25 protein-coding genes and 1 riboswitch are annotated in these 23716 nt (G+C 54.5%); of the genes, 12 read left to right on the top strand and 13 right to left on the bottom strand.

What is annotated here, in order from left to right:
• Positions 1–14: 14 nt before the first annotated feature.
• On the bottom strand, positions 15–572 hold the full coding sequence (locus AC6I8C_RS20255) for a peroxiredoxin (protein ID WP_033735696.1): 558 nt from the start codon (positions 570–572) through the stop codon (positions 15–17).
• Positions 573–939: 367 nt separating this feature from the next.
• On the opposite strand from AC6I8C_RS20255, the gene AC6I8C_RS20250 reads away from it, so the two are divergent.
• The 3 genes from AC6I8C_RS20250 (at position 940) to AC6I8C_RS20240 (ending at position 2904) form a co-directional block, all read left to right on the top strand.
• Positions 940–2148 (top strand): aldose 1-epimerase family protein, encoded by a 1209-nt coding sequence (locus AC6I8C_RS20250; RefSeq protein ID WP_497823761.1) that lies wholly within the window; start codon positions 940–942, stop codon positions 2146–2148.
• A gap of 181 nt (positions 2149–2329) precedes the next feature.
• Positions 2330–2590, top strand: a complete 261-nt coding sequence (locus AC6I8C_RS20245; RefSeq protein ID WP_013196250.1) for a type II toxin-antitoxin system ParD family antitoxin — start codon at positions 2330–2332, stop codon at positions 2588–2590.
• On the top strand, positions 2590–2904 hold the full coding sequence (locus AC6I8C_RS20240) for a type II toxin-antitoxin system RelE/ParE family toxin (protein WP_497823595.1): 315 nt from the start codon (positions 2590–2592) through the stop codon (positions 2902–2904). Before AC6I8C_RS20245 ends, AC6I8C_RS20240 begins: the two co-directional genes overlap by 1 nt.
• Before the next feature lie 288 nt (positions 2905–3192).
• On the opposite strand, the gene AC6I8C_RS20235 is transcribed toward AC6I8C_RS20240, so the two are convergent.
• Complete coding sequence (locus tag AC6I8C_RS20235) at positions 3193–3636, bottom strand: NUDIX hydrolase (protein ID WP_497823594.1); 444 nt, start codon at positions 3634–3636, stop codon at positions 3193–3195.
• Positions 3637–3939: 303 nt separating this feature from the next.
• Between AC6I8C_RS20235 and AC6I8C_RS20230 the strand changes: the two genes are divergently transcribed.
• Together AC6I8C_RS20230 and AC6I8C_RS20225 are read left to right on the top strand one after the other, a co-directional pair.
• On the top strand, positions 3940–4710 hold the full coding sequence (locus AC6I8C_RS20230; protein ID WP_497823593.1) for a transporter substrate-binding domain-containing protein: 771 nt from the start codon (positions 3940–3942) through the stop codon (positions 4708–4710).
• A gap of 34 nt (positions 4711–4744) precedes the next feature.
• Positions 4745–5818, top strand: coding sequence for a DUF2817 domain-containing protein (locus AC6I8C_RS20225; protein WP_497823592.1), 1074 nt, complete (start codon positions 4745–4747; stop codon positions 5816–5818).
• A 2-nt stretch (positions 5819–5820) separates the two neighbouring features.
• Here AC6I8C_RS20225 and AC6I8C_RS20220 read toward each other — a convergent pair whose 3' ends face one another.
• Positions 5821–6594, bottom strand: a complete 774-nt coding sequence (locus tag AC6I8C_RS20220; RefSeq protein ID WP_497823591.1) for a HalD/BesD family halogenase — start codon at positions 6592–6594, stop codon at positions 5821–5823.
• A gap of 99 nt (positions 6595–6693) precedes the next feature.
• Here AC6I8C_RS20220 and AC6I8C_RS20215 point away from each other — a divergent pair, with 99 nt between their 5' ends.
• A complete protein-coding gene (locus AC6I8C_RS20215; RefSeq protein ID WP_497823590.1) occupies positions 6694–7599 on the top strand; it encodes a LysR substrate-binding domain-containing protein in 906 nt (301 codons plus the stop codon).
• A 116-nt stretch (positions 7600–7715) separates the two neighbouring features.
• On the opposite strand, the gene uca is transcribed toward AC6I8C_RS20215, so the two are convergent.
• From uca to AC6I8C_RS20185, 6 genes are all read right to left on the bottom strand, one after another.
• Positions 7716–11321 (bottom strand): urea carboxylase, encoded by a 3606-nt coding sequence (uca, locus tag AC6I8C_RS20210; RefSeq protein WP_497823589.1) that lies wholly within the window; start codon positions 11319–11321, stop codon positions 7716–7718.
• Positions 11322–11431: 110 nt separating this feature from the next.
• Positions 11432–12067: an urea amidolyase associated protein UAAP2 gene (locus tag AC6I8C_RS20205; RefSeq protein ID WP_497823588.1), complete on the bottom strand. Its 636-nt coding sequence runs from the start codon at positions 12065–12067 to the stop codon at positions 11432–11434.
• Between the two features lie 10 nt (positions 12068–12077).
• Positions 12078–12806, bottom strand: a complete 729-nt coding sequence (locus tag AC6I8C_RS20200; RefSeq protein ID WP_497823587.1) for an urea amidolyase associated protein UAAP1 — start codon at positions 12804–12806, stop codon at positions 12078–12080.
• Positions 12803–13588: an ABC transporter ATP-binding protein gene (locus AC6I8C_RS20195; protein WP_497823586.1), complete on the bottom strand. Its 786-nt coding sequence runs from the start codon at positions 13586–13588 to the stop codon at positions 12803–12805. Before AC6I8C_RS20195 ends, AC6I8C_RS20200 begins: the two co-directional genes overlap by 4 nt.
• Positions 13585–14400: an ABC transporter permease gene (locus AC6I8C_RS20190; RefSeq protein ID WP_497823585.1), complete on the bottom strand. Its 816-nt coding sequence runs from the start codon at positions 14398–14400 to the stop codon at positions 13585–13587. Before AC6I8C_RS20190 ends, AC6I8C_RS20195 begins: the two co-directional genes overlap by 4 nt.
• Positions 14401–14424: 24 nt before the next feature.
• Entirely contained in the window at positions 14425–15480 is a 1056-nt protein-coding gene (locus AC6I8C_RS20185; RefSeq protein WP_497823584.1) for a putative urea ABC transporter substrate-binding protein, read from the bottom strand.
• A gap of 60 nt (positions 15481–15540) precedes the next feature.
• Positions 15541–15639: riboswitch (guanidine-I (ykkC/yxkD leader) on the bottom strand.
• Positions 15640–15925: 286 nt separating this feature from the next.
• On the opposite strand from AC6I8C_RS20185, the gene AC6I8C_RS20180 reads away from it, so the two are divergent.
• Together AC6I8C_RS20180 and AC6I8C_RS20175 are read left to right on the top strand one after the other, a co-directional pair.
• Complete coding sequence (locus AC6I8C_RS20180; protein ID WP_497823583.1) at positions 15926–16975, top strand: ABC transporter substrate-binding protein; 1050 nt, start codon at positions 15926–15928, stop codon at positions 16973–16975.
• Positions 16975–17661, top strand: a complete 687-nt coding sequence (locus tag AC6I8C_RS20175) for a molybdate ABC transporter substrate-binding protein (protein ID WP_497823760.1) — start codon at positions 16975–16977, stop codon at positions 17659–17661. The genes AC6I8C_RS20180 and AC6I8C_RS20175 overlap by 1 nt, the downstream gene beginning before the upstream one ends.
• A gap of 62 nt (positions 17662–17723) precedes the next feature.
• Here the strand turns inward: AC6I8C_RS20175 and AC6I8C_RS20170 are convergent, their stop codons facing one another.
• Positions 17724–18305, bottom strand: a complete 582-nt coding sequence (locus AC6I8C_RS20170) for a DJ-1/PfpI family protein (protein ID WP_497823582.1) — start codon at positions 18303–18305, stop codon at positions 17724–17726.
• A 167-nt stretch (positions 18306–18472) separates the two neighbouring features.
• Positions 18473–18856, bottom strand: coding sequence for a cupin domain-containing protein (locus tag AC6I8C_RS20165; RefSeq protein WP_497823581.1), 384 nt, complete (start codon positions 18854–18856; stop codon positions 18473–18475).
• 274 nt (positions 18857–19130) lie between these two features.
• Here AC6I8C_RS20165 and AC6I8C_RS20160 point away from each other — a divergent pair, with 274 nt between their 5' ends.
• Positions 19131–19928: a MetQ/NlpA family ABC transporter substrate-binding protein gene (locus AC6I8C_RS20160; protein WP_497823580.1), complete on the top strand. Its 798-nt coding sequence runs from the start codon at positions 19131–19133 to the stop codon at positions 19926–19928.
• Between the two features lie 136 nt (positions 19929–20064).
• Here AC6I8C_RS20160 and AC6I8C_RS20155 read toward each other — a convergent pair whose 3' ends face one another.
• Entirely contained in the window at positions 20065–20772 is a 708-nt protein-coding gene (locus AC6I8C_RS20155) for a phage antirepressor KilAC domain-containing protein (RefSeq protein ID WP_497823579.1), read from the bottom strand.
• 388 nt (positions 20773–21160) lie between these two features.
• On the opposite strand from AC6I8C_RS20155, the gene AC6I8C_RS20150 reads away from it, so the two are divergent.
• Both AC6I8C_RS20150 and AC6I8C_RS20145 read left to right on the top strand, forming a co-directional pair.
• The gene (locus AC6I8C_RS20150) at positions 21161–21595 is read left to right on the top strand and encodes a 6,7-dimethyl-8-ribityllumazine synthase (protein ID WP_346436321.1); all 435 of its coding nucleotides are present in this window, start codon (positions 21161–21163) and stop codon (positions 21593–21595) included.
• Between the two features lie 55 nt (positions 21596–21650).
• Positions 21651–22124, top strand: coding sequence for a nuclear transport factor 2 family protein (locus tag AC6I8C_RS20145; protein ID WP_497823578.1), 474 nt, complete (start codon positions 21651–21653; stop codon positions 22122–22124).
• A gap of 43 nt (positions 22125–22167) precedes the next feature.
• Here AC6I8C_RS20145 and AC6I8C_RS20140 read toward each other — a convergent pair whose 3' ends face one another.
• Positions 22168–22563 carry a hypothetical protein gene (locus tag AC6I8C_RS20140; protein ID WP_497823577.1) on the bottom strand — a complete coding sequence of 132 codons (396 nt, stop codon included), beginning with the start codon at positions 22561–22563 and terminating at the stop codon, positions 22168–22170.
• Positions 22564–22922: 359 nt separating this feature from the next.
• On the opposite strand from AC6I8C_RS20140, the gene AC6I8C_RS20135 reads away from it, so the two are divergent.
• The gene (locus AC6I8C_RS20135) at positions 22923–23693 is read left to right on the top strand and encodes a MerR family transcriptional regulator (protein ID WP_497823576.1); all 771 of its coding nucleotides are present in this window, start codon (positions 22923–22925) and stop codon (positions 23691–23693) included.
• Positions 23694–23716 lie beyond the last annotated feature (23 nt).

Below are 23716 nucleotides of genomic sequence, written 5' to 3'. Positions count from 1 at the left end.
CTCAGATGATGAAGTTATGCCGGATTGGCCTGGCGATATTTTTTAACGGCATCCATCGCTTTCTGGATATGCGTATCAGGATTTTTATCGGTGAAGCTCAGCAGGATTTTGCCGTCCGGCGCAATCACATACGAGGTGCGGTCGGAGACTTTCTGCCCCTTCATCTCCATTGTGCTCTTATATTCTTCGGCGACTTTGGCACCCGGATCGGCGGCAACAGTAAATTTGTCACGACACTCCAGCTGCGAGAATTTAGCAATCTGATCGGTATTACCGGCGGTGACACCAATGACGGTCGCACCCTGTTTTTTGAATTCATCGGTCGCTTCAGCAAAGTCATGCGCTTCAAGCGTACAACCCGCACTGAACGCCGCCGGGAAGAAGTAAAGAACAACCGGGCCTTTCTTCAGCGCCTGCTGTAATGAGAAGGTGGTCGATTTACCCGCCAGCGCGGCGTCGAGTTTAAAATCCGGTGCTTTTTCACCGACCTGTAACGCCGCAAAAGCGGATGTTGCCGGAACACTCAGTGCCAGCAGCGTAGCGACGGCCAGGGTTTTCAGGGTGTTTTTCATTGGCGTGACTCTCTCCATTAACGAACAGACGGGGTTGTCTGACGTCTCTTTTCTAAGGTTCGTTTAAAACGGGAAAAAGTTGCGCGGTTTTGAAATTTTTTTAACGTTTTATTTAAGAAGACGTTGATTCCGGATTGACGATTTTCATTGCATCGTCAGCTGAATCGAGTACAGCTCATGCGTCTGTAACTCACAAAATACGTCGTGGTTATTCTTTGTTGAACAAAATTTATGTGATTTAACCCGCAATAATTTTGTTAAAAAGCACCGGTTTTCTGGCAGGTGAGCATCGTCACGTTTCTGGTCAGCTTCAGACAGTAGATTCCATTTGTGGAATGAAAAAACGATTCAGCAAATGAGGCGGATGATGAAGATTAAACTGGCGTTAACAGTACTGGCGGTTCTGGTTTCAGGTTCAGCAGCGGCGAAAACCTGGGTGCTGACGAGTGCTGAACAGGGCACCGAGCAGGGCAACTGGCAGATTTCCAGCAGTGAGCTGAAGTTCCAGGGGAAACCGTTCAGCATTGAGCAAAAAGTGCTTCATGGTGGCAAGCAGGAAGGCAGTAAAATCATCACAATTCATAGCCAGGATGGCCTGACCATTACGTTAAGCCCGACCCGGGGCATGAATTTGCTGCGCGTCGAGGGCTTTTGCACACGTATGGGCTGGGATTCACCGGTGAAAGAGGTGGTTAATCCCGCTTATATCAATCTGGAAAGCCGCAATGGTCTGGGCTGGCTGGACGGATTCAACGAGATGATGGTGCGCTGTGGCTATGAGTGGACCGGACATCCGGTTACCGATCAGGGCCGCATTTACACGCTGCACGGTAAAGCGGGTAACACGCCGGTTTCGCAGCTGGAAGTTGAAGTGGCTGATTCGGCACCGCATGAAATCCGTATCCGCGGCCTGATTAAAGAGAGCACCTTCAAGAAGACGGATTTGCAGACCATGACCGAGCTGCGCTATGTGCCGGGCAGCAACAGTTTCAGCCTGCATGATGTGTTAACCAATCATGCTGACTATCCGCACGATTATCAGATTATCTATCACAGCAACTTCGGCCAGCCTATTCTGGAAGAGGGCGCCCGTTTCCTGGCCCCGATGTCCGGCATCAGTCCGTTCAATGACTATGCAAAAGCCGGCTTAAAGGAGTGGCAGACCTACGAAGGTCCGACCAAAGGCTTTGATGAGATGGTATTCAACATCAAGCCACTTTCCGACAGCAATCACCAGACCGTCGCCGCAGTGATTAACAAAGCCGGAAACAGCGGCGCATCGATTCAGTTCGACACCCGTCAGCTGCCGATGCTGACCTTATGGAAAAATACCGACACCCTGAAACAGGGCTACGTGACCGGCATCGAGCCAGGCACCAGTTACGCTTATCCGGTCACCATTGAACGCGAGCAAAAGCGCGTCAAGCAACTGCAACCGGGCGCCAGTACGGCATTTGACCTGACGTACACCTTGCTGCACAGCAGCGAACAGGTGAATGACGTTGAGAAACGCATTAAGACTATTCAGGGGGAAACGAAGATTGATGTCAGCGAGACGCCGATAGCGAAGGAGTGAGTGGCTTAAAACCCCGACAAATGTCGGGGTTTTTGCTATTGAGTTCAGAACGTTATGCACTTTTGCCACTACGTTAAGCAGACAAAGCAGTAGCAGACCGTTAAGCCTGGAGTTGATGGAAAAGCGTTACTCTGAAATACTAACAGTTACTAACTGATAGTAACCCGGCGGGAGCAACAGCATGCCAACCAGCGTAGCACTAACACCTTATTTTGAAGCGTTTATCCGTGAACAGATCGAAAGTGGACGATATAACAACACCAGTGAAGTGATCCGTGCGGGTCTGAGAGCACTGGAAGAACGCGAACAACAGATAAAACTTGATGCTCTGCAAAAAGCGGTCAATGCAGGTATTAACAGCGGCGAAAGCAAAAATGCGGAAGAAGTATTCGGTCGTTTGTCGCAAAAATATCGGCGGCAGGCTGAGGGTGGTAAAGCGTAATGAAACTGGGTATATCGCCTCTGGCAGAACAGGATATAGAGGCCATCGGTGACTATATCGCGCAGGATAACCCGGTGCGCGCAGTTAGTTTCACGGAAGAACTGTATCAGCAGTGCCTGCTTATAGCAGAGTCCCCGGTTATCTATAAGGAGAGGCCTGAACTGGGACAAAGCGTCAGAACCTGTGCTTACGGACGCTATCTTATCGTGTTCAGGGTGCTGGACATCGAAGTCCGAATAGAGAGGCTCCTTCATGGTTCACGGGATATCATCACGCTGTTCTCTGAACCTGAGAAGCCGAAAAGTTCTCTGTAAGCGGAATGAATGTCTGTCCTGAAAGATATGGAATGCCAGAGAGATATAATCATGAAGATTAGTTGCGATACATACTCAGAGTTTAAGCAAAAAGTGAAAGGGGGAGTTTACCAGGCAACTGGACATGAGCTTGATAGCCTATTTAACATAAGATAGATTGTGCGCATTTAAGGTCTGCGATTGGCCGTTTCGCGTGATATGCTGAAAGACCGGCTATGATGCCACTGGTGCGGCGCTTTTGACCTGAGCCCTTGATTGACATGCCCGGAGTCAGAAGATATTTGATAACTAATCCGGTATTGAGCAGATATCAGGAATATTTGAGGGAAAAACGATATCGTCAGTATTTCTCAGTTCATTCAGATCCCACCAGTGATAATTGGCAATGACTGTTTTTTCATTATCAGTCCATCCGCTGGTACGGATATCTTCATCACCTGTTTTAATGAAATAAAATTGCTCATGCGCCATAACTACCTCACCGCTGGGTAGCGTCATTTCAAAAGTTCTCTCTGTTAGCGGCTGCCCCACCGCATCAACATTAATACCTGTTTCTTCCCTGAGTTCTCTGAGGGCTGCCTGCTCGAAAGTTTCTCCTGCTTCCACGCCTCCACCAGGCGTTGCCCAGTATACTCTGCCTGCCAGCGCATCACTTTCATGCCTGAACCTGAATAATAAAATCTGATTGAGAGAGTTCATGATCAGTAAACGTGCAGATTTACGGGTACGCACTGGACAATTCCTTTTTCACATACGATGTAAGTCAGTTTAACTGATTTAGCATGTAACAATAAAATTGAGTCGAAGCTAAATTAATTACTGCTTTCAGGCTCCAGTTCCGGACCTCTCAATCCATCCTTCCCTAACAGCTTTTAGTATTAAGAATAATTTAACACCGTATCAATAATTCGCACAGTCCCTTAATAACATAAGATTTTACTCTGGCAGAACGCGGTTTATTCGCTGGCAGCAAAACAGGCCGCATGTTATTAAATTTAAATGTCGTGCTTAATTTCACCTGTCGGGAAATAAAATATGAAAAAGAGCGTATCTCTTGCATTACTGTTTTCGCTTACCGCGTTCACCCAGGGAGCTCTGGCCCAACAGACACTGCGCTTTGGTGTTGATCCGACGTTCCCGCCGTTTGAATCTAAAGCGGCTGATGGGTCGTTAAAGGGCTTTGATATTGATATTGGCAACGCCATCTGCGCGCAGGCAAAGGTGAAGTGCCAGTGGGTGCAGATGGGTTTTGACAGCAGCATCCCTGCCCTTCAGGGGAAGAAATTTGACGCCATCCTGTCGGCAATGTCGATGACCGACAAACGTCGTCAGCAGGTAGCATTCAGCGATATGTTGTACAACACGCCGAGTGCCTTACTGGCGCCCGCGGCCAGCAAGCTGACGACCGACGTTGTCTCATTGCGCGGTAAGACAATTGGTGTGGCTCAGGGCACCATCCAGGAAACTTACGCCAAAACCAAATGGGAGTCGCAGGGCGTCAAAATCGTTTCATATCCTAATCAGATGGAAGTCTACCCGGATCTGGTCGCCGGACGTCTTGATGGCAGCCTGGCGAATGCGGTCTCTGCTGAGCAGGGATTCCTCACCACATCGGAAGGCAAGCCGTACGCCATTAAAGGGACGCTGGTGGATAAAGTCATCTTTGGTGATGGTGTCGGTATCGCGTTACGCAAAGGCGATGAGGCAAATCTGAAGATGATCAACACGGCGCTGGCAGAGATCCATAAAAACGGCACCTACGATCAACTGACCAAAAAATACTTCAAATTCAACGTTTATCCGTGAAGCGTATCGCGCGCCGTATCGCAGGAGGCTGAACATGGCATTACCCGATTATCACGCTCAGCGCGCACGCTTTCTTGCCGCTGCGCAGAATAAAGGCGCAGAGATCACCTCTTACCCGCACCCACTCCCTGGCCCGCAGGGAGAAACGCTGTATACGGATGTGGCACGGTTGGGACCCGCCACGGCATCGCGCCTGATGCTGGTTGTCTCTGGCACGCACGGCGTCGAAGGCTATTATGGTTCGGATTGTCAGATCGCCTGGCTCGCTGCGCTGGATGAAAAAGCATTACCCGCTGATACGGCGCTGCTGCTTATTCACCTGCTCAATCCGTGGGGAGCAGCCCATTTACGGCGCGTAAACGAAGACAATATCGATCTCAATCGTAACTTTATCGACTTCAGCCAGACCGTTCCGGTTAACCTGGATTATGCGCAGTGGCACGGAATCTATCATGGCGACCGTGTCAGTGCGGATCGGCAACTGGCTGAGACGCTGGAGGGCCAGGGCTGGCAGGCAGTTAAACACGTGGTGGAAGCCGGACAATATACGTTTGCGGATGGGTTCTTCTTCGGCGGACACCAGCCCTGCTGGTCTCACCTTACGATGAAGACGATTATCGAGCAGCATCTCTCGGTTGCAAAAACCATCCTCAGCTTTGATCTGCATACCGGCGCTGGCGCGTGGGGGCATCCGATGCTGCTGTCCATTGCAGAGCAGCGTTATGCTGCTCATGAGTGGGGCAAAGCCATTTACGGTGAGTGGCTGACCGTATTGTTGACCGGTACCGGACGTGACAGCGTAACCGGTGTGACCGCCACTGCAGCGGGATATCTGTCGCAATACCTGCTGAGTTCCCTTCCTGACACGCTGATATTGCCGTTAGTGGTGGAATGTGGAACCTACGAGGGAGAGGAAATGCACCGGCGGGTGCGAGAGGATCACTGGCTCCATCTCACTGGCGATCCGGCCAGTGCGGCTGGCCAGAAGTCAAAGCAGCAACTGATCGAGGGATTCTGGCCTGACGATGCGGACTGGCGAGCGTTAGTGGCTTTCCGCACGCAGCAAATCTTTCAGCGCGGCTGGCGTGCCCTCACAGACACGCCCTGATTTTATAGTCTGCCGTAAAAGGTCATTCGGGCTGTTTCTGACAGCGCGATATCCGGCTGCGTGTTGTAAGCCAGCACCGCCAGCATCCGCGTGACCTCGCCTTCGGTCGGGGTCACCCGATGCAGGGAGTTACGGCCACGAAACAGCACCAGATCGCCGGCATCAATCTCCAGTGCGTCAACCGGCTGGCGCGCGTCCAGTACTGCGTCAACGCCGCCGAAGTTCATCTCACCGGCATCGGCATCACGCAGATCCTTTGCATACTCAAACACGCCGCCCGCCAGCGGTTTCTGGACCAGCAAGGTGATAGCAAATGAGGAGTTGTCGAAGTGCCAGCCCAGCTCCTGGCCGTGAGGCGCAAAGTGCAGGTTAATCGACGAAAGCGGATCGGCATAAGGATAGAGCGCTTCCTCTCCCAGCACATCGCACAGGAAATGTTTAAACAGGTCATCGCTATAAAGCTGGCGCAGCGGCGAGTCGGCAGCGATAACATCATCTGTAATGCATCCTTTGGTGCTGAGCACATCCCGGTTGCGCGGGTGATCCGCGCTGAACGCCTCATCCGGCTTCATCAGATAGACATTGTGTTTGCTGCGGGTGTGATAGGCCAGATGACGCCGGGCATTGCCCTCTTCAATAATCGCCTCCAGAGCATGAGGTTGTAAAAACTGACGCAGTACCAGCGCGCCGGCGTGGTTTAACTGCTCACGGCAGCGCTGACGCCAGCCCTGATCGGCCAGCGGATGAAGATCGAGACGAACGAGGGATCCAGACATAGCAACATTTCTCATGATGGACAGGTGTGATGTTACTCTACCTGTCGCCTGCCACGCTGCGTAACGATAAAAACTTACTGCCCTGATAAGGAAGAGTTAATGCCTGCCCAATTGCCAAGGTTGCCCAAAATCAGCGTCATACAGTCCTTTAAAGTGGCCGCCGAACTGGGCAGCCTGGCAAAAGCCGCCGCCCAGCTGGCTTTGACCCCGGCGGCGGTCAGCCAGCAGATTCGCCAGCTGGAGGAACAACTCGGCAGCGCGCTGTTTCTGCGCACGCAGAGCGGCGTGATGCTGACCGAAACCGGCAAAGAGTATCTGCGCTATGTCACCGAAGCTTTTGATATTTTGCACCTCGGCCAGCAGAACATCCGCCATGCGGCCAGCGCCCCAAAACTCACGATTTACGCACTACCGGCGCTGGCGTCGAAATGGCTGCTGCCCGAACTGACCTACTGGCGTGATCGTTGCCCGGATATCGATCTCTCGTTACATGGCACCCATTCACCGGTCGATTTCACGGCAATGCCCGCCGATTTCGTAATCTGCTTTGGTGAAGATCGCTACCCGCAGCTGGATAAGATCAGATTGTTTCAGGATGAGGTGCTGCCGGTGGCCAGTCCGTCTCTGCTACGACGTTTCACGCCGGAAACGATCTTAAGTCAGGCGCCGCTGATCCACCTCGACTGGGGTAATGAAGGACGATTCCTGCCGGACTGGCAAAGCTGGTTTCAGGCAAAAGGCATGGATGAACCGCTGCCGCAACCAGCTTTCAGCTTTAACCTGACCTCACTGGCGATTGATGCGGCTGTCGCTGGTGTGGGACTGCTGCTGGGACAGCGACGCCTTATCGCGCCAGAGCTGGCGCGTGGCGACCTGGTGGTGGTGGATGATCTTTGCCTGCCGCTGAGCAAGCCCTATTTTCTGGCGTGGCCGCAACGCACGCTGAGTCAGCCTGGCAGTGAAGCGATGCTCGGCTGGTTAAAAGAACTGGGCGCGCGGTGCTGATACCTGGCTGCTGTGATGCATGTTGCCTGCGCCCGCCAGCATGAAGCCGCCAGCGGGGGCTGCAACAGATTGTCACTTAAGCATGATCTTATCCGGCTGGTCGGTTGTGATCGTCGTTATGCGTTATCTTCAACGATTACCGCCACGCGTTGCCCTGCACGTACTGCGCTGCCTGGCTGGACGCTGACCTGCTGAATAATGCCGCTGCACGGAGCCAGAAGTGGGATCTCCATCTTCATCGACTCCAGCAAGACAAGAATATCCCCCTCCCGCACCCGGCTGCCTGCGGTCGCCTGCACCTGCCAGAGATTGCCGGATACCGGACTTTCAACCCCCTGCTCGCCCGGCTGCAGCGGTGCGTCGCCGCCTTCTTCCGCTACATTTTCCTGACTGTCGAAATGGGCCTGGCCGCTGGCCATCCAGCGGTCACGTTCCGCATTGAACGCGCTTTGCTGATGCTCACGAAATTCGCCGATACTCTCCGCTTCACGCGCGAGAAAATCCTGATATGCCGCCAGCCGCAGCGTGCTTTGCTCAATGCGCAGCGGATAGCGACCCAGTGGAAAATCGCGACGAATCTGCAGCAGTTCTTCGGCGGAAACCGTATAAAAACGGAGCTGATCAAAAAAGCGCAGCAGCCAGGCCTTACCGCCAAAATCGGCCACTTCGTGATATCGGTTCCACATCTGCAGCGTGCGGCCGACAAACTGATAGCCGCCAGGCCCCTCCATGCCATAAACGCACAGATAAGCGCCGCCGATGCCCACTGAGTTTTCCGCCGTCCAGGTGCGGGCCGGATTATATTTTGTCGTCACCAGCCGATGCCGAGGATCCAGCGGCGTGGCAACCGGCGCGCCAAGATAGACATCGCCCAGTCCCATGACCAGATAACTGGCCTCAAACACGGTGTTCCAGATCGCCTGCTCATCCGGCAGATCGTTTATCCGGCGGATAAACTCAAGGTTGCTCGGGCACCAGGGCGCGTCCGGGCGCACGGTGGTCATATACTTTTCGATCGCCTTCTGACAGGCGGGATCGTCCCAGGAGAGCGGCAGATGCACCACGCGTGTGGGTACCTGAAGGTCGTCACTCATGCAGACCGTCTCCCACTCACCGCGCACCCACGCCAGCAGCACATCTGGCGTCAGCGTCTCGGGCTGGAAGTGGATTTGCAGCGAGCGGATGCCCGGCGTGATATCAATGATGCCGTTGCGGGACTGCGCTTCCAGCGCCTGCATCAGGGCGTGAATGCGAAAGCGCAGCACCAGATCCAGCTCCGGCTCGCCTGCCTCCAGCAGCAGATGCGTATCGCCTGAAAGCCGCGCCACCAGACGTTTATCCGCCTCGCCGCAGGTCATTATTATCGGCGACATCAGCGGCGCAGGCTCCCAGAGAATGTCCTGTGGCTGTAGCGTGGTCAGCTCGTTGCGACGTCCCTCTGCCAGTCGCCGTGCCGTCGGGATATCTACCGGAACAAACTGCACTTTGTCACCCGCTTTGAGCTGTCCCAGTTGCCAGAGATCCGCTTCGATCACCGTCGCCGGGCAGACGAACCCGCCGAGACTCGGGCCATCCGGTCCCAGGATGACTGGCATATCACCGGTAAAGTCGACCGCGCCAATGGCATAAGGATTGTCATGAATATTCGAGGGGTGCAGTCCCGCTTCGCCGCCGCTGTCGCGTGTCCAGATCGGCTTTGGCCCAATCAGGCGCACGCCGGTTCGGCTGGAGTTGAAGTGCACTTCCCATTCTGTGGCAAAGAAGGTAGCAATATAGTCCGGCGCGAAGAACTCCGGCGCGCCGTGGGGACCGTAAATCACGCGCAGTGTGCGAACCGGCGCGAGATCGGTGCGCAGCGCAGCGGGCAATTCTGTTCCGGCGGTGTTCTTAGTCCGTGGCGCGAGATGCAGCACATCACCGCTGCGCAGCGCACGACCAGCGTGTCCGCCAAACTGACCGAGGGTAAAGGTGCTTTTGCTGCCTAAATAGTCCGGCACCTGTATCCCGCCGCTCAGGCAGAGATAGCTTCTGACGCCCTCGCCACGCATCGCGCCCAGCCTCAGCGTCGATCCCGCCGGGAGGGTAAACACAGCGTCCATCGCCTGTTCAACGCCATCCAGCATGACACTGAGCGGCGCGCCACAAACCACCGCCTGAATCGCCGTGTTAAATTTCAGGGTGGGCCCGTTCAGAGTGATTTCCAGCGCGGCGTCACTCTCGTCATTGCCCAGCAGACGGTTGCCTGAGCGCAGGGCGCGATCGTCCATCGGCCCCGACGGCGGCACACCGACCGCCCAGTATCCCAGTCGTCCGGGATAGTCCTGCACGCTAGTCTGGGTGCCGGCACTCAGCACCTCAACGGTTGCCGCCTGATAGCTGAGTTGCTCAAGACAGCGGGTCCAGGGTTCACCCGCCGTGAAGGGCGCAAAGGCTAAAATCTGCTGGAGATAGCGGCGGTTGGTTTCAACGCCATAAAAACGGGTTTCTGCCAGCGCCTGAGCCAGTGCGGCGATAGCGTCTTCGCGCGTGGGACGCGAGGCAATCACTTTTGCCAGCATCGGGTCAAAGAATGGCGGGACTTCGCATCCGGCCTCCACCCAGCGGTCAATGCGCAGGTTTTTACCGTCGGCTGCCGGGAAATGGACTTCAGTTAACAGTCCGGGCGAAGGCTGGAACTGCCGTCCCGGATCTTCTGCATAGATGCGCGCCTGCACGGCATGGCCCTGTGGATTCAGCGTGGCTGCTAATGCGCTTAGCGGCGGAAGATCGCCTGCCGCCAGCTCTATCATCCACTGCACCAAATCCACGCCCCAGACCTGCTCTGTCACGCCATGTTCAACCTGCAGGCGGGTATTCACTTCAAGGAAATAGAACTGCTGCACCGCGCTGTCGTAAACAAATTCAACCGTTCCGGCGCTGCGATAGTTCACCGCTTTCCCCAGGGCGATAGCCGCCGAACAGAGCGCTTCGGCCATGCCAGCTGGCAGATTCGGCGCAGGCGTCTCTTCGATCACTTTCTGATTACGTCGCTGAACCGAGCAGTCGCGGACGCCCAGTGCGATAACTTCGCCCATCCCGTCACCGAAAATCTGCACTTCGAGATGACGGGCGCGTTCGATATATTTCTCAAGAAACACCCCGGCGTCGCTGAAGTTGTTCTGGCCGAGGCGTTGTACGGTTTCAAACGCGTCTGACAGTTCATTCGCATCACCACAGACGCGCATACCGATGCCGCCACCGCCCGCCGTGCTTTTCAGCATAACCGGATAGCCGACACGCTCTGCGGCGCGGCGGGCCTCGCTGACATCCGCCAGCAGCTCACTGCCCTCCAGCAACGGCACGCCTTCGGCCTTCGCCAGCGCGCGGGCTGTATGTTTCAGGCCAAAGGTCCGTAACTGCTGCGGCGTGGGACCGACAAAAATCAGACCGGCGGCCTCGCACGCTTCCGCAAAGGCGGCGTTTTCGGAAAGAAAACCGTAGCCCGGATGGATCGCTCTGGCCCCGCTCTGCTGCGCGGCGGCGATGATTTTTTCTGTCACCAGATAGGTTTGTGCCGCCGGGCCTTCGCCAAGGCTTAACGCGTCATCCGCCTCGCGAATATGTAAGCTGCTCAGGTCGGCTTCGGAGTAAACGGCGACGCCTTTCACCTGCATGGCACGCAGCGTGCGAAGGATGCGACAGGCGATCGCGCCGCGATTAGCAATCAGTAAGGTATCAAACATAGGCGAACTCTCAGGGATGCGGGTCGTCCCGCAAAATACGATATTCCCTGGGGCCGTCCCCGGGGCTGACCGGCACTAAAAAGGTGGCCGGAGAAGTTCAGAGGGCTGACTCAGTTCCACACCAGCACTTCGGCGGGCGTCGGGTTCCAGCCATTACAGGGGTTATTCAGCTGCGGACAGTTGGAGATCAGCACCATTACGTTGCATTCGGCCACCAGGTCGACATATTTGCCGGGCGCAGATAAGCCGTCCTCAAAGGTCAGACCGCCTTCGGGCGTGACCGGAACGTTCATGAAAAAGTTGATGTTGGCGCCGATATCCCGCTTGTGCAGACGGCCATCATGCAGGCAGGCGCAAAGAAAGTTATCCCGACAGCTGTGCATGTAGCGTTTATCGTGGGCATAGCGCACTGTGTTGCTCTCCTGAGAACAGGCACCGCCCAGGGTATCGTGGCGACCGCAGGTGTCGGCGACGATCGTCAGCAATGGATTGCCGAGATTCGAATAGAGCACGCTGCCAGTGGTCAGATAGACCTTGCTCTGACGACGCAGCGTGCGCTGAGGATCGTAACGTTCACGCGGGTTGTCGGTGTTGTAAAACAGGGTATCAATCGCCTGATTGCCTTCGAGGTCGAGCAGGCGCAGCGTTTGCCCTTTTTTGACTTCGAACAGCCACGGCTCGCCTGCCGGGATTACGTGGCGATAGACAGCATCTTCAGGACGACGATCAGAGTGGATAAGGGTCATCGCAGCCTCCTTACAGGGCAAAAAGTTGAGTGTTGTGAAACGCACGCTGATTTTCACCACGAGTGATCATCGCATCGCTGACAACCTGCATATCGTCGGCCTGATACCAGCTCAGCTGGACCGGACGCGGGAGATAGTCAGTGGCGGGATCCTGCGGATGTGGCAGCGCGGTCAGCACCATCAGCACGTCCATGGGCGCGTAAAGCTCAACGAAATCACCTGCCTGGCTATTGCCTGCGCTGAACCCGAAGCGGCCCTGGTCATCAACCGTGACCTTGCTGAAAAAGTTAACGACCATCAACAGATCTTGCAGACCCAGATCCCATTTGCCCATCTCAACCAGCAGATTATTCACGCCGTTGCGATAGAAGCCGTTGCGCAGCTCCTGATAGCGCCCGGCACCGTATTTTTCCTGTGTTTCCGCCGCGTTGAGGACGCCGCCGAACGGATCGTGCCAGCCGCAGCTATCCGCAACGATCGCGGCCATCACGCGACCCATATCGGAGTAGAAACAGTGACCGGTGGTCAGGCGAGCAGTGTGCTGGCCTTTCAGGGTGTCCGGCAGATTCAGCCGTTCACTTTTCTCGTGCGGATTGAGCATCATCATGCTGACGTTCGCGCCGCCTTCGACATCTGTCAGGCGCAGGATCTGCCCTTTACGCAGAATCAGCGAGGTATGCGCGCCACCGGGCAGCAACTCTTCGCGCAGGCTCGGGGCTGAATGAAAAAGCTCTGTCATTGAGCGGTCTCCTTTAAAGGGTAAATGTTGTTTCTGCTGCCGGTCGCCAGCTGAGACAGCCGCGTTTCATTAAGCGGGATGTCGTAGGTGATACGTGCGCCCCACGCATTGGGGGCCTGCGGGTCGATGCGCACCTTGTCGAACACCAGCAGCCGGGTGCCGAGATTGAAACCTTCGGCAAGGTCGTGCGTGACCATAAACACCGTCATCCGGGTTTCGCTCCACAGCTGGAGCAACAGCGCATGCATATCTTTGCGGATGCCGGGATCGAGTGCGCCAAACGGCTCGTCCAGCAGCAGTACGCGTGGCTGCATCACAAACGCCTGTGCAATCGCCAGCCGCTGCTGCATTCCGCCGGAAAGCTGCGCCGGATATTTATCCAGCGAATGGCCCAGCCCGACTTTCTCCAGCATCTGTTTAGCCTGTTCGCGTGCCTGGCGTTTTCGGGCACCAAACAGCCGCCCGGCAAAGGGTGACGCCGGAAGTTCGAGGCCAATGGCGACGTTATCCAGCACGTTGAGATGGGGAAAAACCGAATAGCGCTGAAACACCACGCCACGGCTGCGATCCGGCTCTCCGGGCAGTTGCTCACCGTCCAGCGTGATTGATCCCCGCTTCGGCTTCTCCTGACCGAGCAGCAGGCGTAAGAATGTCGATTTACCGCAGCCGGACGCCCCTACCAGCGAACAAAATTCGCCCTCATTCACTTGCAGATTGATGCGCTCCAGCACCACGTGGTCGCCATACTCCTGCCAGATATTTTTGATATCGATAAAACTCATTCCCGGCCTCCTTCTGCCCAGGGGAAGCAGGCCTTGTGCAGCTGACGCAGTGCGAGGTCCATCAGCCACGCCAGCAGCGTGATCCAGATGACATAAGGAATGATCACATCCATCGCCATATAGCGTCGCACCAGGAAGATGCGATAACCCAGCCCGGCGGTTGCGGAAATGGCTTCGGCGGAGATCAGAAAGAGCCATGCCGATCCCAGCAGCAGACGCAGCGATGTGATCAGCCGCGATAAGAGTTGCGGAAGCACAACCCGCAGCACCACCGTCCAGCTATTCGCTCCCAGGGTTTGCGCTTTGATAAACAGCTCTGCGGGGATCTCCCGCGCCCGATGTTCCAGATCGCGCGCCAGCATCGGCGTAATGCCAATGACGATCAGCATCACTTTTGACAGCTCATCCAGCCCGAAGACGATAAACAGCATTGGCAGCAGCGCCAGCGGCGGGATCATCGACACCACTGTCATGAAAGGTGACAGCGCCGCGCGGGTCATCGGAAAGACGCCCGCAGCAATGCCGATGCACAAGCCAATGACCGAAGAGAGCGCCAGGCCAGTTAGCAGACGGGTTAAGCTAATCCACGTATCCGCCCACAGCAGATACTCCCCGCTGCGCTTGTCCGGCGTGAACGCCATCCGGTCGATGGCCGCGATCATCTGCGACAGGCCGGGCAGCAGTTTGTCGTGGGGATTCGCCTCCAGACGCACTGCCGAACTGATAAACCACGCGGCGATCAGCAACACAAACGGTAACAGCATCAGCGTCAGGCGCATTCCCTGCCGGGGATGGCGGTTGATGTGGCGCATGGCAAAAACTCCTGAGTCCGGTGATTACAGCTTGCCCGCAGCGGCCAGCTTCAGATAGCTGTCGTCAAAGCGCAGTTTGATGTTTGCGGTGTCGCCGACGGTGACCTTGCCCGGGAAGCGCATGCCGATGAAGTCAGCGCTTTGCGCGCCCTCACCCAGCAATCCTTTATCAAATGAGAACGCAGCGACGCGCTGCATGGTTTTCGCCAGTTCAGGGGATGAGACAAAGGTCTGGGTTTCGGCTGGCGTCCAGAACAGGTGGGTGGTTTTCAGCTGTGCCTTATAACCGGTGAGGTCCGTACCGGAATCGGCCGCCATGGCACTAAGCGCCTGGGTGTCTCCGGCCTGCATCTTCGCCATCATCTCGAACCAGGCACCGGTCAGCGCCTTGCCGAGTGCGGGGTTATCTTTCAGGGTGTCGGTATTGACAACCATCATGTCAATTAACTCGCCCGGCACGGCCGATGAGCTGAATACTTCTGTCGTCAGCGGTGTCTTTTTGATGACCGAAAGCTGCGGGTTCCAGGCCACAGCCGCTTTAACGTTGCTGGTGCCGAACGCTGAGACAATATCGGCATCGGAGGTATTTACAACTTTAACGTCTTTTTCCTGCAGTCCGGCTTTCTCCAGCCCGCGGACCAGCAGATAGTGCGACACCGACAGCGCAGGCAGATAGACCGACATCCCTTTCAGATCGCTGAGTTTCTTATTTTCCCCTTTCAGGACTACGCCGTCGTTACCATCCGAATAGCTGCCGGTGATCAGCGCCGTGCTATCAATGCCGCCGGCTGCAGGAATGGTCAGGGCATCCATATTCGTCATGGTGCAGCCGTCGAACTGCCCGGCGGTGTACTGGTTGATCGACTCGATGTAGTCATTGAGCTGGGTGATATGAATTTTGATGCCATATTTGCTGGCCCATTTATCAATGATCTTCTCATTGCTGATGGTGCCCCAGGGCATCCAGCCCGCGTAAATAGTCCAGCAGATGTTGAACTCTTTTTTGACGGCGGCGAAAGACGGCGCGCTGACCAGCAGCGTCAGCGAAAGAATCAGCTTCAGGAGGGGGGATTTCTTCATGGTTGACCTCTGGTTGGCACAAAAAAACGGGAGCAGCGCAGGACACCAGATGGTGCCGCTGTCTCCCGGGCTTTTGTCCCGCCGTGTAACCTCGCAGAGGTCGCCAGCTCTCGGACCAGACATTCACCTGCGTGAACCGGAACCCTAGCCAGCTATTTGCTATCAATGTGTCATACGCTGCTTACTGCTAAGACTTCAGCAAATGGCGTGCCAGAAATTAAAGCCAGAAATATCAGCAAGGTAGACGGATTTCGGCACAGAAGGCACCGGGATGGTGAACCAGCAACTGGCATTGCACATAATCAGTGCTGTGTTGGGGGTAAGGGCGATATGCGCAATCAGTCGCTTTTTCTACCTGCTGCTTTCCCAAAATAATGCCCCAGAACGTGACGCACATCACCTATCGCTATATAATCCAATGCATAACGATTTTCGAGGATAGTTAATGAAGCGCTTCTGGCAGATATGCATATTCGGTTTACTGATACACCTTCCGCTCTCTTCCCTGGCATCGCGCCAGATCACCGACCAGATTGGCCGTCAGGTCACAATTCCTGACCACGTTGACCGCATTGTAGTGCTTCAGCACCAGACGCTGAACCTGCTGGTGCAGATGAACGCCACCGATAAAATCGTCGGGGTGATGGCGAACTGGAAGCAGCAACTGGGCGACGGCTATGCGCGACTGGCCCCTGAGCTGAACCACATGGCTACGCTTGGGGATTTGACGCATGTTGATCCGGAGAAACTGGTGGCGCTGCATCCGCAGGTGGTGTTTGTCACCAACTATGCGCCGCAAGAGATGATCGACAGCATTACCGCGCTGGGGATCCCTGTCGTGGCTATCTCACTGCGTCATGATATGCCGGGTGAACAGGACAAAATGAACCCGACTCTCAGTGATGAGGAAATGGCCTATGACAAAGGTCTGCGCGAAGGCATTACGCTGATTGGCGAGATCGTCAATAAACCCGCCGAAGCGAAAGCGCTGATTGACGCCACCGATCAGGGTCGCAAAATCGTCAGCGACCGCCTGAAAGACATTCCGGCGGAGAAACGTATTCGCGCCTATATGGCCAATCCGCAACTGACTACTTATGGTTCCGGGAAATATACCGGTCTGATGATGCATCATGCGGGTGCGGTTAACGTCGCCGCGGCGACCGTGAAAGGATTTAAAACCGTGTCGATGGAGCAGGTGATCGCCTGGGATCCGCAGGTGATTTTTGTCCAGGACCGTTACCCTTCTGTCGTGAATGAAATCAACAGCTCTCCACAGTGGCAGGCGATTGACGCGGTCAAAAAACATCGCGTTTATCTGATGCCGGACTACGCCAAAGCCTGGGGCTATCCGATGCCGGAAGCGATGGGGCTTGGCGAGCTGTGGATGGCAAAAAAACTCTATCCGCAGAAGTTTCAGGATGTCGACATGAACAAACTGGCTAACCGCTGGTATCAGCGTTTTTATCGCACCCCTTATCAGGGGCCAGAGTGATGCAGGTACTGGCGGCGGGCAGCCTGAAAGGCGTCTGGCCGACACTAATGGCGTCCTTTCCGGAGCCGGCTGAAACCCGTTTTGGTCCCGCCGGTCTGCTCCGCGAACGGATTGAGGCCGGTGAGCGGTGCGACCTCTTCGCTTCAGCCAGTGAAGATCATCCGCAGACGCTGCGGGCTGCCGGACGCGCGCTGGCAGTCATGCGGTTTGCCACCAACCGGCTCTGCATTACGGTGCGCAGCGATTGTCTTCTTCCTGGAGATGACTGGTACACGTTGCTCACCCGTGACTCGCTGCGAATCGCCACGTCCACACCTGGTGCCGACCCGTCGGGTGACTATACGCAGATTCTTTTCTCCCGGATGGGTAATGCCGGTGAAGCGGTGCGTCAGCGCGCCCTCCCGCTGGTTGGCGGGCGTGACTCAGCAGCAATTCCCGCAGGCAGGCTGGCAGCGGAGTGGATTATTCAGGAGGATATGGCGGATCTGCTTATCGGCTATGCCAGCTATCGGACAGCCCTGAGCCGGATTGCCGGGCTGACGATAGTGGAGATTCCGGCGGCTCTTAATCCTGTTGCACGCTATGCCTGTGCTGTCATCACGCCACAGGCGCAAAGGCTGGTGACGTTCTTAGGTTCAGAGCAGGCAAAAAGGGTACTGCGGGATGCGGGATTTGGTTGTGAATAAAGAACGTTTTTTCTGTTACTGTGCGCCCCGTCAGCCTGACGCTTCGGGGGCGCAAAATCGAATCAGAGCTTAGTGAAATCCACTTTAAGCTTGTGACTGATGTGTTCCGCCTGTTCGGTGGCTTTGCCGCCTTCACCTGTCAGAGTAAAAGCGATGGCGAAGGCGAAATCAAACGCCGCGCCCAGATCCTGTCCGCTCAGCAGATTGCCATCTTTCACAATCGATGCATTAACGTAAACGCCATCGGTCACACCCTCTGAAGAGGTGCCGGAACTGACATAACGCCGTCCCTTTAAAAGCGCGTGAGGTGCCAGCACTCTGGCCGCTGCGGAACAGATTGGGCAGACCAGACGACCTGCTTCATCATGCCGGCGAATAAAATCAATCACCGCAGCATTTGCTGACAGATTTTTGCTGCCGTCCGGGCCGCCCGGCACAATCACCGCGTCAAACAGCCGCTCGCGATTCTCTTCCAGCAGCTCATCGGCCACGACCTTCACCTGATGGTAGCTGGTCACTTCCCTGTAGGGCTGACAGGCCACAGTGGTCACGCGAACGCCCAGACGTGAAAGAATATCGAGCGTGATAATGGCTTCAGCTTCTTCAAAACCGGGCGCGAGCAGCAGGGCAACGTTCTTATCCATGAAAAAATCCTTTTACATTGTGAGTGTGGATGGAGCAAAGAACGTTAATCCTGGTCTGTGCAGATACACCGTTTACTGATCCGAATCAAATCCGGATAGGGTTTATTTCAGAGGTTAGCAGCGGCAGCGAAAACACTGCCGTCATGTGTTATGGCAAACGCCGCTACTTAAAACTCTTCGGGTTCTCCCGGCAGCGGCTCGGTCAGTTCCTGCCCTTTTACACCGGCATACGTGATCACCAGTTCAGCGGGTTCATCCAGAGTGTAACCACGATGCGCGCTGTTAACCGTTTCATTCAGAGCTTCACCTGCTGTGAACGTGCGCTGTTCGCCGCTCTCTTTATCCTCAACAATCAGAGTGCCGGAAAGAATAAACGCCACATTCGGCATCGGGTGGGTGTGCCAGGGCAATGACGTATGAGCAGGCAGTGACAGTCGCATCACTGTCAGTTCAGGTTCGCCTGTGGGATAAGCATTAATCACCTCACCGTTCCAGGCCTGGCTGCTGCGCATCACTTCGACCGCGTTAATCTCGTTATCCTGCTTTGACATGGTTAATCCCTGTTGTTACTCAATAGAATGCCAGTAGTGACTGAGCAATAAGCGTAGAAGAAAATGGCGCTGAGGGTTTCATACGTGATGAATCAGGAAACGATCAGTCAGCCAATGCAGAAAAAATAGCGGGAATGATCGTGCCAGCAGAGTGGATGGTTAATTAATGTTCGAAATTTGCATTGCGGTTATAAGATATATTCCACCGTCAGTACGCAACCTTTACGTTCTGTATTATCTTTGAAGCCATCTACTATCTGAGGGATTTCTGATAATGAAAGGTTTGTTTACGGCATTACTCGCCAGTTCTGTTTTATTATTATCCGCCTGCTCTAAAGACGACGACAACAAAGTTAAAGTCGCGATTAATACCGGGCCGGATGAAGCAATCTGGCAGGTGGTACAGCAGGTTGCCAAAGATAAATACAAGCTCGATGTCGAAGTTCTTAGCTTCAATGATTATGTGCTGCCAAACGAAGCACTGAATAACAAAGAGGTTGATGCCAACGCCTTCCAGAGCCTGCCTTATCTTGAAGATCAGTCGAAAGAGCGCGGTTATAAATTTGCGGTGGTAGGCAAGACTTTCGTGTTCCCGATTGCGGCCTATTCGCACAAAATCAAAAACATCAGTGAACTGCAGAATGGTGCCACTGTTACTATCTCTAACGAGGCGACCACGCTGGGACGCAGCCTGCTGTTACTTCAGGCGCAGGGTCTGATTAAACTGAAAGACGGTGTCGGCTATTTACCGACCTCGCTGGATATCATCGAAAATCCAAAAAATCTGAAGCTGGTTGAAGTGGACACGCCACAGCTGACCCGCACGTTAGACGATCCAAACGTCTCTTTATCCATCATCAATACCAATTTCTCGGCTCAGGCTGGATTATCAGCACACCGCGATGGCTTATTTATGGAAAGTGCCTCGTCGCCTTACGTCAATGCACTGGTATCACGTGAAGATAATAAAGACAGCGACAAAATTCAGAAGCTGAAGTCTGCGCTGCAGTCACCGGAAGTTGCGGCCAAAGCGGAAGAAGTCTACAAGGGTGATGCCATTAAAGGCTGGTAAACCGCCCGGTAATCGATCCTGAACGATCAATAAAGGCCGCACTCTGATGCGGCCTTTATTATATCTGCATTTTTCAGCTGCACGCCTGTCGGCACGGGTTGCGTGCAGGCAGCCGTCAGGAAAGCCAGAGGTGAAGTTATGCGGCTGCACCTTTAGGCTGAGCAGAGAGATGTCCCGCCCACAGACTCGCTACCCATTTCACCCCTTTTGAGGTGAAGCGCGCCTTAGAAAACGCGTGCTGGTTTTCACCGGTACCGGTATGCAGCGTAAAGTAGCCCGCCTGCAGATGGTAGTGTTGCGGCGTCAGCGTTCCTTTGGCGCGATACATGATGTTGCGCTCCAGCAGGAACTGGCGGAACTCCGGCTCTTTCACTTTCAGCATCTTGCAGAGCTGACGAAAACCCAGCGAGTCGTCAACTTCTACGAAGCTATCAAAGAACGCCGCCTTGGGAGCCGAGAGGGCCAGCTGCTGCTCCGCTGCCTGACGCTGTTCAAACTGCTCAGCCCATGCGCGAGCCGCTTCAGCCGGGTTAGTAAAGTCAGGCAGATGCGTGGTTTTTTCACGATCCTGCCAGCGGTCCAGCACTTCAGCCGTAAAGCCCGGGGAAAGACGCGCTACAGCCAGCAGAGAGTCACGCTTGCTGAGACGATACTCCTGGCGCACTTCTCCATCCCGCTCATAGTCATTCACTTTGAGTGGCTGAGAAAGATGCTGAGCCGTTTCCAGACTTTTGATTAACCGCTTCACTTCTCCGTGTGTAATGCCTGTCATCTGAGCCAGTTCACGGCTGCTCATTGTGACCGATTGTTCCAGAGATTTGAGGCTTTCAGTCGAAATCATCATGGGTTCACCCCTCGCTAACGCTACCAATACCCGGCGGGCAGTCCATTTATTATACAAACAACTGTTCAAATATCCAGTATTTTATTTAAGCAATAACGTAATTGGAACCGGTTACGCAAACAAGGGAGCAGAAGGCATTTTACGGTCTGGAAGGCGTGTTCAGGGCGAGCTAATCGATGGCAGGCGCACATTTCCTGCAGCCAGTAAGGCTAATGACGCCATCTGTTATTTACATATAATCACATTGATGGACACAGACTCTTTACATTGCAGTATAGTGAAGGCTCTCAGCAGGTTACTGACCTGCGATGCTCACTATTTTGATTCGGTGTGCTGAGGCTCAGTCTGGCCCGTTACCACTGAATGTTATCTATTACTGGAGTAAGTCATGCAGCCGTTGAAAGTCGCCTTTATCAAAGCTAACTGGCACAGCGAAATCGTTTCTCAGGTTCTGACCGGGTTTGAACAGGAACTGGAAAGTCGCGATGCCTCATACGAGATTAAAACATGGGATGTTCCTGGCGCTTTTGAAATGCCGCTGCTGGCGCAACGTCTGGCACAGACTGGCAATTATGATGCGATTGTCTGTGCAGCACTGGTAGTGGATGGCGGCATCTATCGCCATGATTTCGTCGCTCAGGCGGTCGTAAGTGGTCTGATGCAGGCGCAGCTGACGACTAACGTACCCGTCTTCTCCGTGTCACTGACACCTCACAATTTCCAGCCATCGGCAGAGTTCATCGACTTCTATACCCAGCATTTTGTAAAAAAGGGTCAGGAAGCGGCACGCGCTGTCTGTCAGATCCACGCGCTCGATCTTTGATTAACCTGTCATGGATGCGGATAACGCATCTGCCTGCGCCGTTGAGGAGAGAAAGTTGGAAAATTTACGCCCGCCCTTACCGCCATTTACACGGCCTGAACAGGCAATAGAAAAAGTACGGCTCGCTGAAGATGGCTGGAACAGTCGGGATGCTGAACGTGTGGCGCTGGCCTATTCGGCAGATAGCCGGTGGCGTAATCGCGATACCTTTCTGACCGGACGGGCAGATATTGTCGCGTTCCTGCAGCAAAAATGGCAGCGGGAGCAGCAGTATCGGCTGATTAAAGAGCTATGGAGTTTTGACCAGAACCGGATTGCGGTGCGGTTTGCCTATGAATGGCACGATGAGCAGCTACAGTGGTATCGCTCTTATGGTAACGAAAACTGGGCATTTGATGAGCAGGGTTTGATGACGCAGCGTTTTGCCAGCATCAACGACCTGAAAATTAGCGAAGAACAGCGGCTGTTTCACTGGCCACAGGGGCGTCGCCCGGATGGCCATCCTTCGCTAAGCGAGCTGGGTTTATAACAGACGTTTCCAGCGGAGAGCGCTGCTCTCCGCCGTTATCGACTCAGCCCTGCTCGCCCTTGTTCTCGACAAAGGTTGCTTTGTTGCGGGTGACCGTATAGGCCACTTTTTTGACATCTTCGGGTGACGTGGTCACTTCAACTGGCGCAATGGTGACACGGCCCATACCAAACAGCGTTGGCACATATCCCCCCACCTGATGCTTACCCGCCGGCACATGCAGCAGTTTGCTTTCACCATTCGGCAATCTGCCAGCGTCTTTACCATCAACCGTCAGGAATACACTGGAGCCATCATCCGCGCGGGTCTTGATATGTGAGACATCGATCTGTGTCGGACCAGCAGCAAATTCATCTGGTGCATCGCTGACGGCATGTTTCGCACAGCCAGTCAGTACAGCAGCAACCGTCATAACGGCGAGAGTAAAACGATAACGCATTGGACACTCTTTCTCCTGATCATCAGTACGCCCTATTTTAAAGGTTTGCAGGCCGGATGTAAGGGGGTTGACAGTCAGCATGCTCTTAAAAAAGGTAAAACAAGAGCGCTTTCCAGGTCTGTTTACGTAAAGAATCTTTACTGAATAAATACACAGTCTTTTTATGTCGGATAGCAGCGCTTATAACACCCTGATCGTTATGAATTAAATCAGAGAATAATGGCGAATAAGCGTAGCGTCACGGGCCCTGATCGCCGATTTTACCCCGTTTTACACTGTTAATTGGCTTTTATTAGGTTCATAGTGGTTGTTCATCTCCGGTTAATCCCGGCGGCCTTTCCCTCAGCAGAGGGCACGATATGCAATTTCATACTACCGATACTGTTTGTGCGATAACCGGCACGCATCCCGCGAATCTGAAACGCTGGATGAAGCAGGGATTACTCACATCACAGCAGAATGCAGACGAGTGGAGCAATACTCATCTCAGCGAAATCCATACTCTGGTTGGTTTAACGGCAACCGGCGCAACCCTGAATGAGATCAGGCAGGGTCAGCAGGACGCAACGGCTGTCAAAACCCATGGCTGGGCGGCGCGTAAGGGCGACATGCTCTGGCAGCTTGAATTTGGCACACCGCTGTCGCTTTCACGTCAGATGCACAACATGTCCTGTAACTACAGCGGTGATGATTTCATCATTAATCTGCTGCGACCGCTGAGCGTCTGGCTCTATGCCGACCACCGTCAGGGCGCTTCACGACGCCTCGACCGTTTTGAGCAAACCGTTAAGCAGCAGGCGGACAAAGTGATGCGCGTCTCATCGCGCAATGAATCGTCCGTTCCTCTGTTTCTGGAAGCAGTGAGCGTACTCGACAAAACAGAAATCTGGCTGGAGGCGATTCGTCTGACGGCGATGGGCTTTAATGTTGCGGTTGACTCACGTGCAACCGGACAGCCTGCTATTAAAACTGCCATCCATCAGCATCATGTGATGTGGTGTGGTGCAGGGATTAGCCAGGTAATGCATGACTATTTTGAACAGCAGAGTGAGGATGGTTTTCCGGTTATGCTCAGTGGACCTGATCGTAATCTGCATTTTTCACAAGCTTCCGCTTCCAGCGCTGCCTGACAGCAGGCAGCTTTTCCATTTCC

The sequence above is a fragment of the Pantoea sp. X-Soil-YNGN-844 genome, assembly GCF_059730595.1.
This window is presented reverse-complemented; position numbering and strand designations above follow the sequence as displayed.

Coding starts and splice junctions, on each gene's coding strand:
- AC6I8C_RS20250 (WP_497823761.1), top strand. CDS start 940: ATGAAGATTAAACTGGCGTTAACAGTACTGGCGGTTCTGGTTTCAGGT.
- AC6I8C_RS20150 (WP_346436321.1), top strand. CDS start 21,161: ATGCAGCCGTTGAAAGTCGCCTTTATCAAAGCTAACTGGCACAGCGAA.
- AC6I8C_RS20170 (WP_497823582.1), bottom strand. CDS start 18,305: ATGGATAAGAACGTTGCCCTGCTGCTCGCGCCCGGTTTTGAAGAAGCT.
- AC6I8C_RS20200 (WP_497823587.1), bottom strand. CDS start 12,806: ATGACAGAGCTTTTTCATTCAGCCCCGAGCCTGCGCGAAGAGTTGCTG.
- AC6I8C_RS20195 (WP_497823586.1), bottom strand. CDS start 13,588: ATGAGTTTTATCGATATCAAAAATATCTGGCAGGAGTATGGCGACCAC.
- AC6I8C_RS20255 (WP_033735696.1), bottom strand. CDS start 572: ATGAAAAACACCCTGAAAACCCTGGCCGTCGCTACGCTGCTGGCACTG.
- AC6I8C_RS20160 (WP_497823580.1), top strand. CDS start 19,131: ATGAAAGGTTTGTTTACGGCATTACTCGCCAGTTCTGTTTTATTATTA.
- AC6I8C_RS20140 (WP_497823577.1), bottom strand. CDS start 22,563: ATGCGTTATCGTTTTACTCTCGCCGTTATGACGGTTGCTGCTGTACTG.
- AC6I8C_RS20155 (WP_497823579.1), bottom strand. CDS start 20,772: ATGATGATTTCGACTGAAAGCCTCAAATCTCTGGAACAATCGGTCACA.
- AC6I8C_RS20190 (WP_497823585.1), bottom strand. CDS start 14,400: ATGCGCCACATCAACCGCCATCCCCGGCAGGGAATGCGCCTGACGCTG.
- uca (WP_497823589.1), bottom strand. CDS start 11,321: ATGTTTGATACCTTACTGATTGCTAATCGCGGCGCGATCGCCTGTCGC.
- AC6I8C_RS20230 (WP_497823593.1), top strand. CDS start 3,940: ATGAAAAAGAGCGTATCTCTTGCATTACTGTTTTCGCTTACCGCGTTC.
- AC6I8C_RS20185 (WP_497823584.1), bottom strand. CDS start 15,480: ATGAAGAAATCCCCCCTCCTGAAGCTGATTCTTTCGCTGACGCTGCTG.
- AC6I8C_RS20240 (WP_497823595.1), top strand. CDS start 2,590: ATGAAACTGGGTATATCGCCTCTGGCAGAACAGGATATAGAGGCCATC.
- AC6I8C_RS20135 (WP_497823576.1), top strand. CDS start 22,923: ATGCAATTTCATACTACCGATACTGTTTGTGCGATAACCGGCACGCAT.
- AC6I8C_RS20220 (WP_497823591.1), bottom strand. CDS start 6,594: ATGTCTGGATCCCTCGTTCGTCTCGATCTTCATCCGCTGGCCGATCAG.
- AC6I8C_RS20215 (WP_497823590.1), top strand. CDS start 6,694: ATGCCTGCCCAATTGCCAAGGTTGCCCAAAATCAGCGTCATACAGTCC.
- AC6I8C_RS20165 (WP_497823581.1), bottom strand. CDS start 18,856: ATGTCAAAGCAGGATAACGAGATTAACGCGGTCGAAGTGATGCGCAGC.
- AC6I8C_RS20175 (WP_497823760.1), top strand. CDS start 16,975: ATGCAGGTACTGGCGGCGGGCAGCCTGAAAGGCGTCTGGCCGACACTA.
- AC6I8C_RS20180 (WP_497823583.1), top strand. CDS start 15,926: ATGAAGCGCTTCTGGCAGATATGCATATTCGGTTTACTGATACACCTT.
- AC6I8C_RS20245 (WP_013196250.1), top strand. CDS start 2,330: ATGCCAACCAGCGTAGCACTAACACCTTATTTTGAAGCGTTTATCCGT.
- AC6I8C_RS20225 (WP_497823592.1), top strand. CDS start 4,745: ATGGCATTACCCGATTATCACGCTCAGCGCGCACGCTTTCTTGCCGCT.
- AC6I8C_RS20205 (WP_497823588.1), bottom strand. CDS start 12,067: ATGACCCTTATCCACTCTGATCGTCGTCCTGAAGATGCTGTCTATCGC.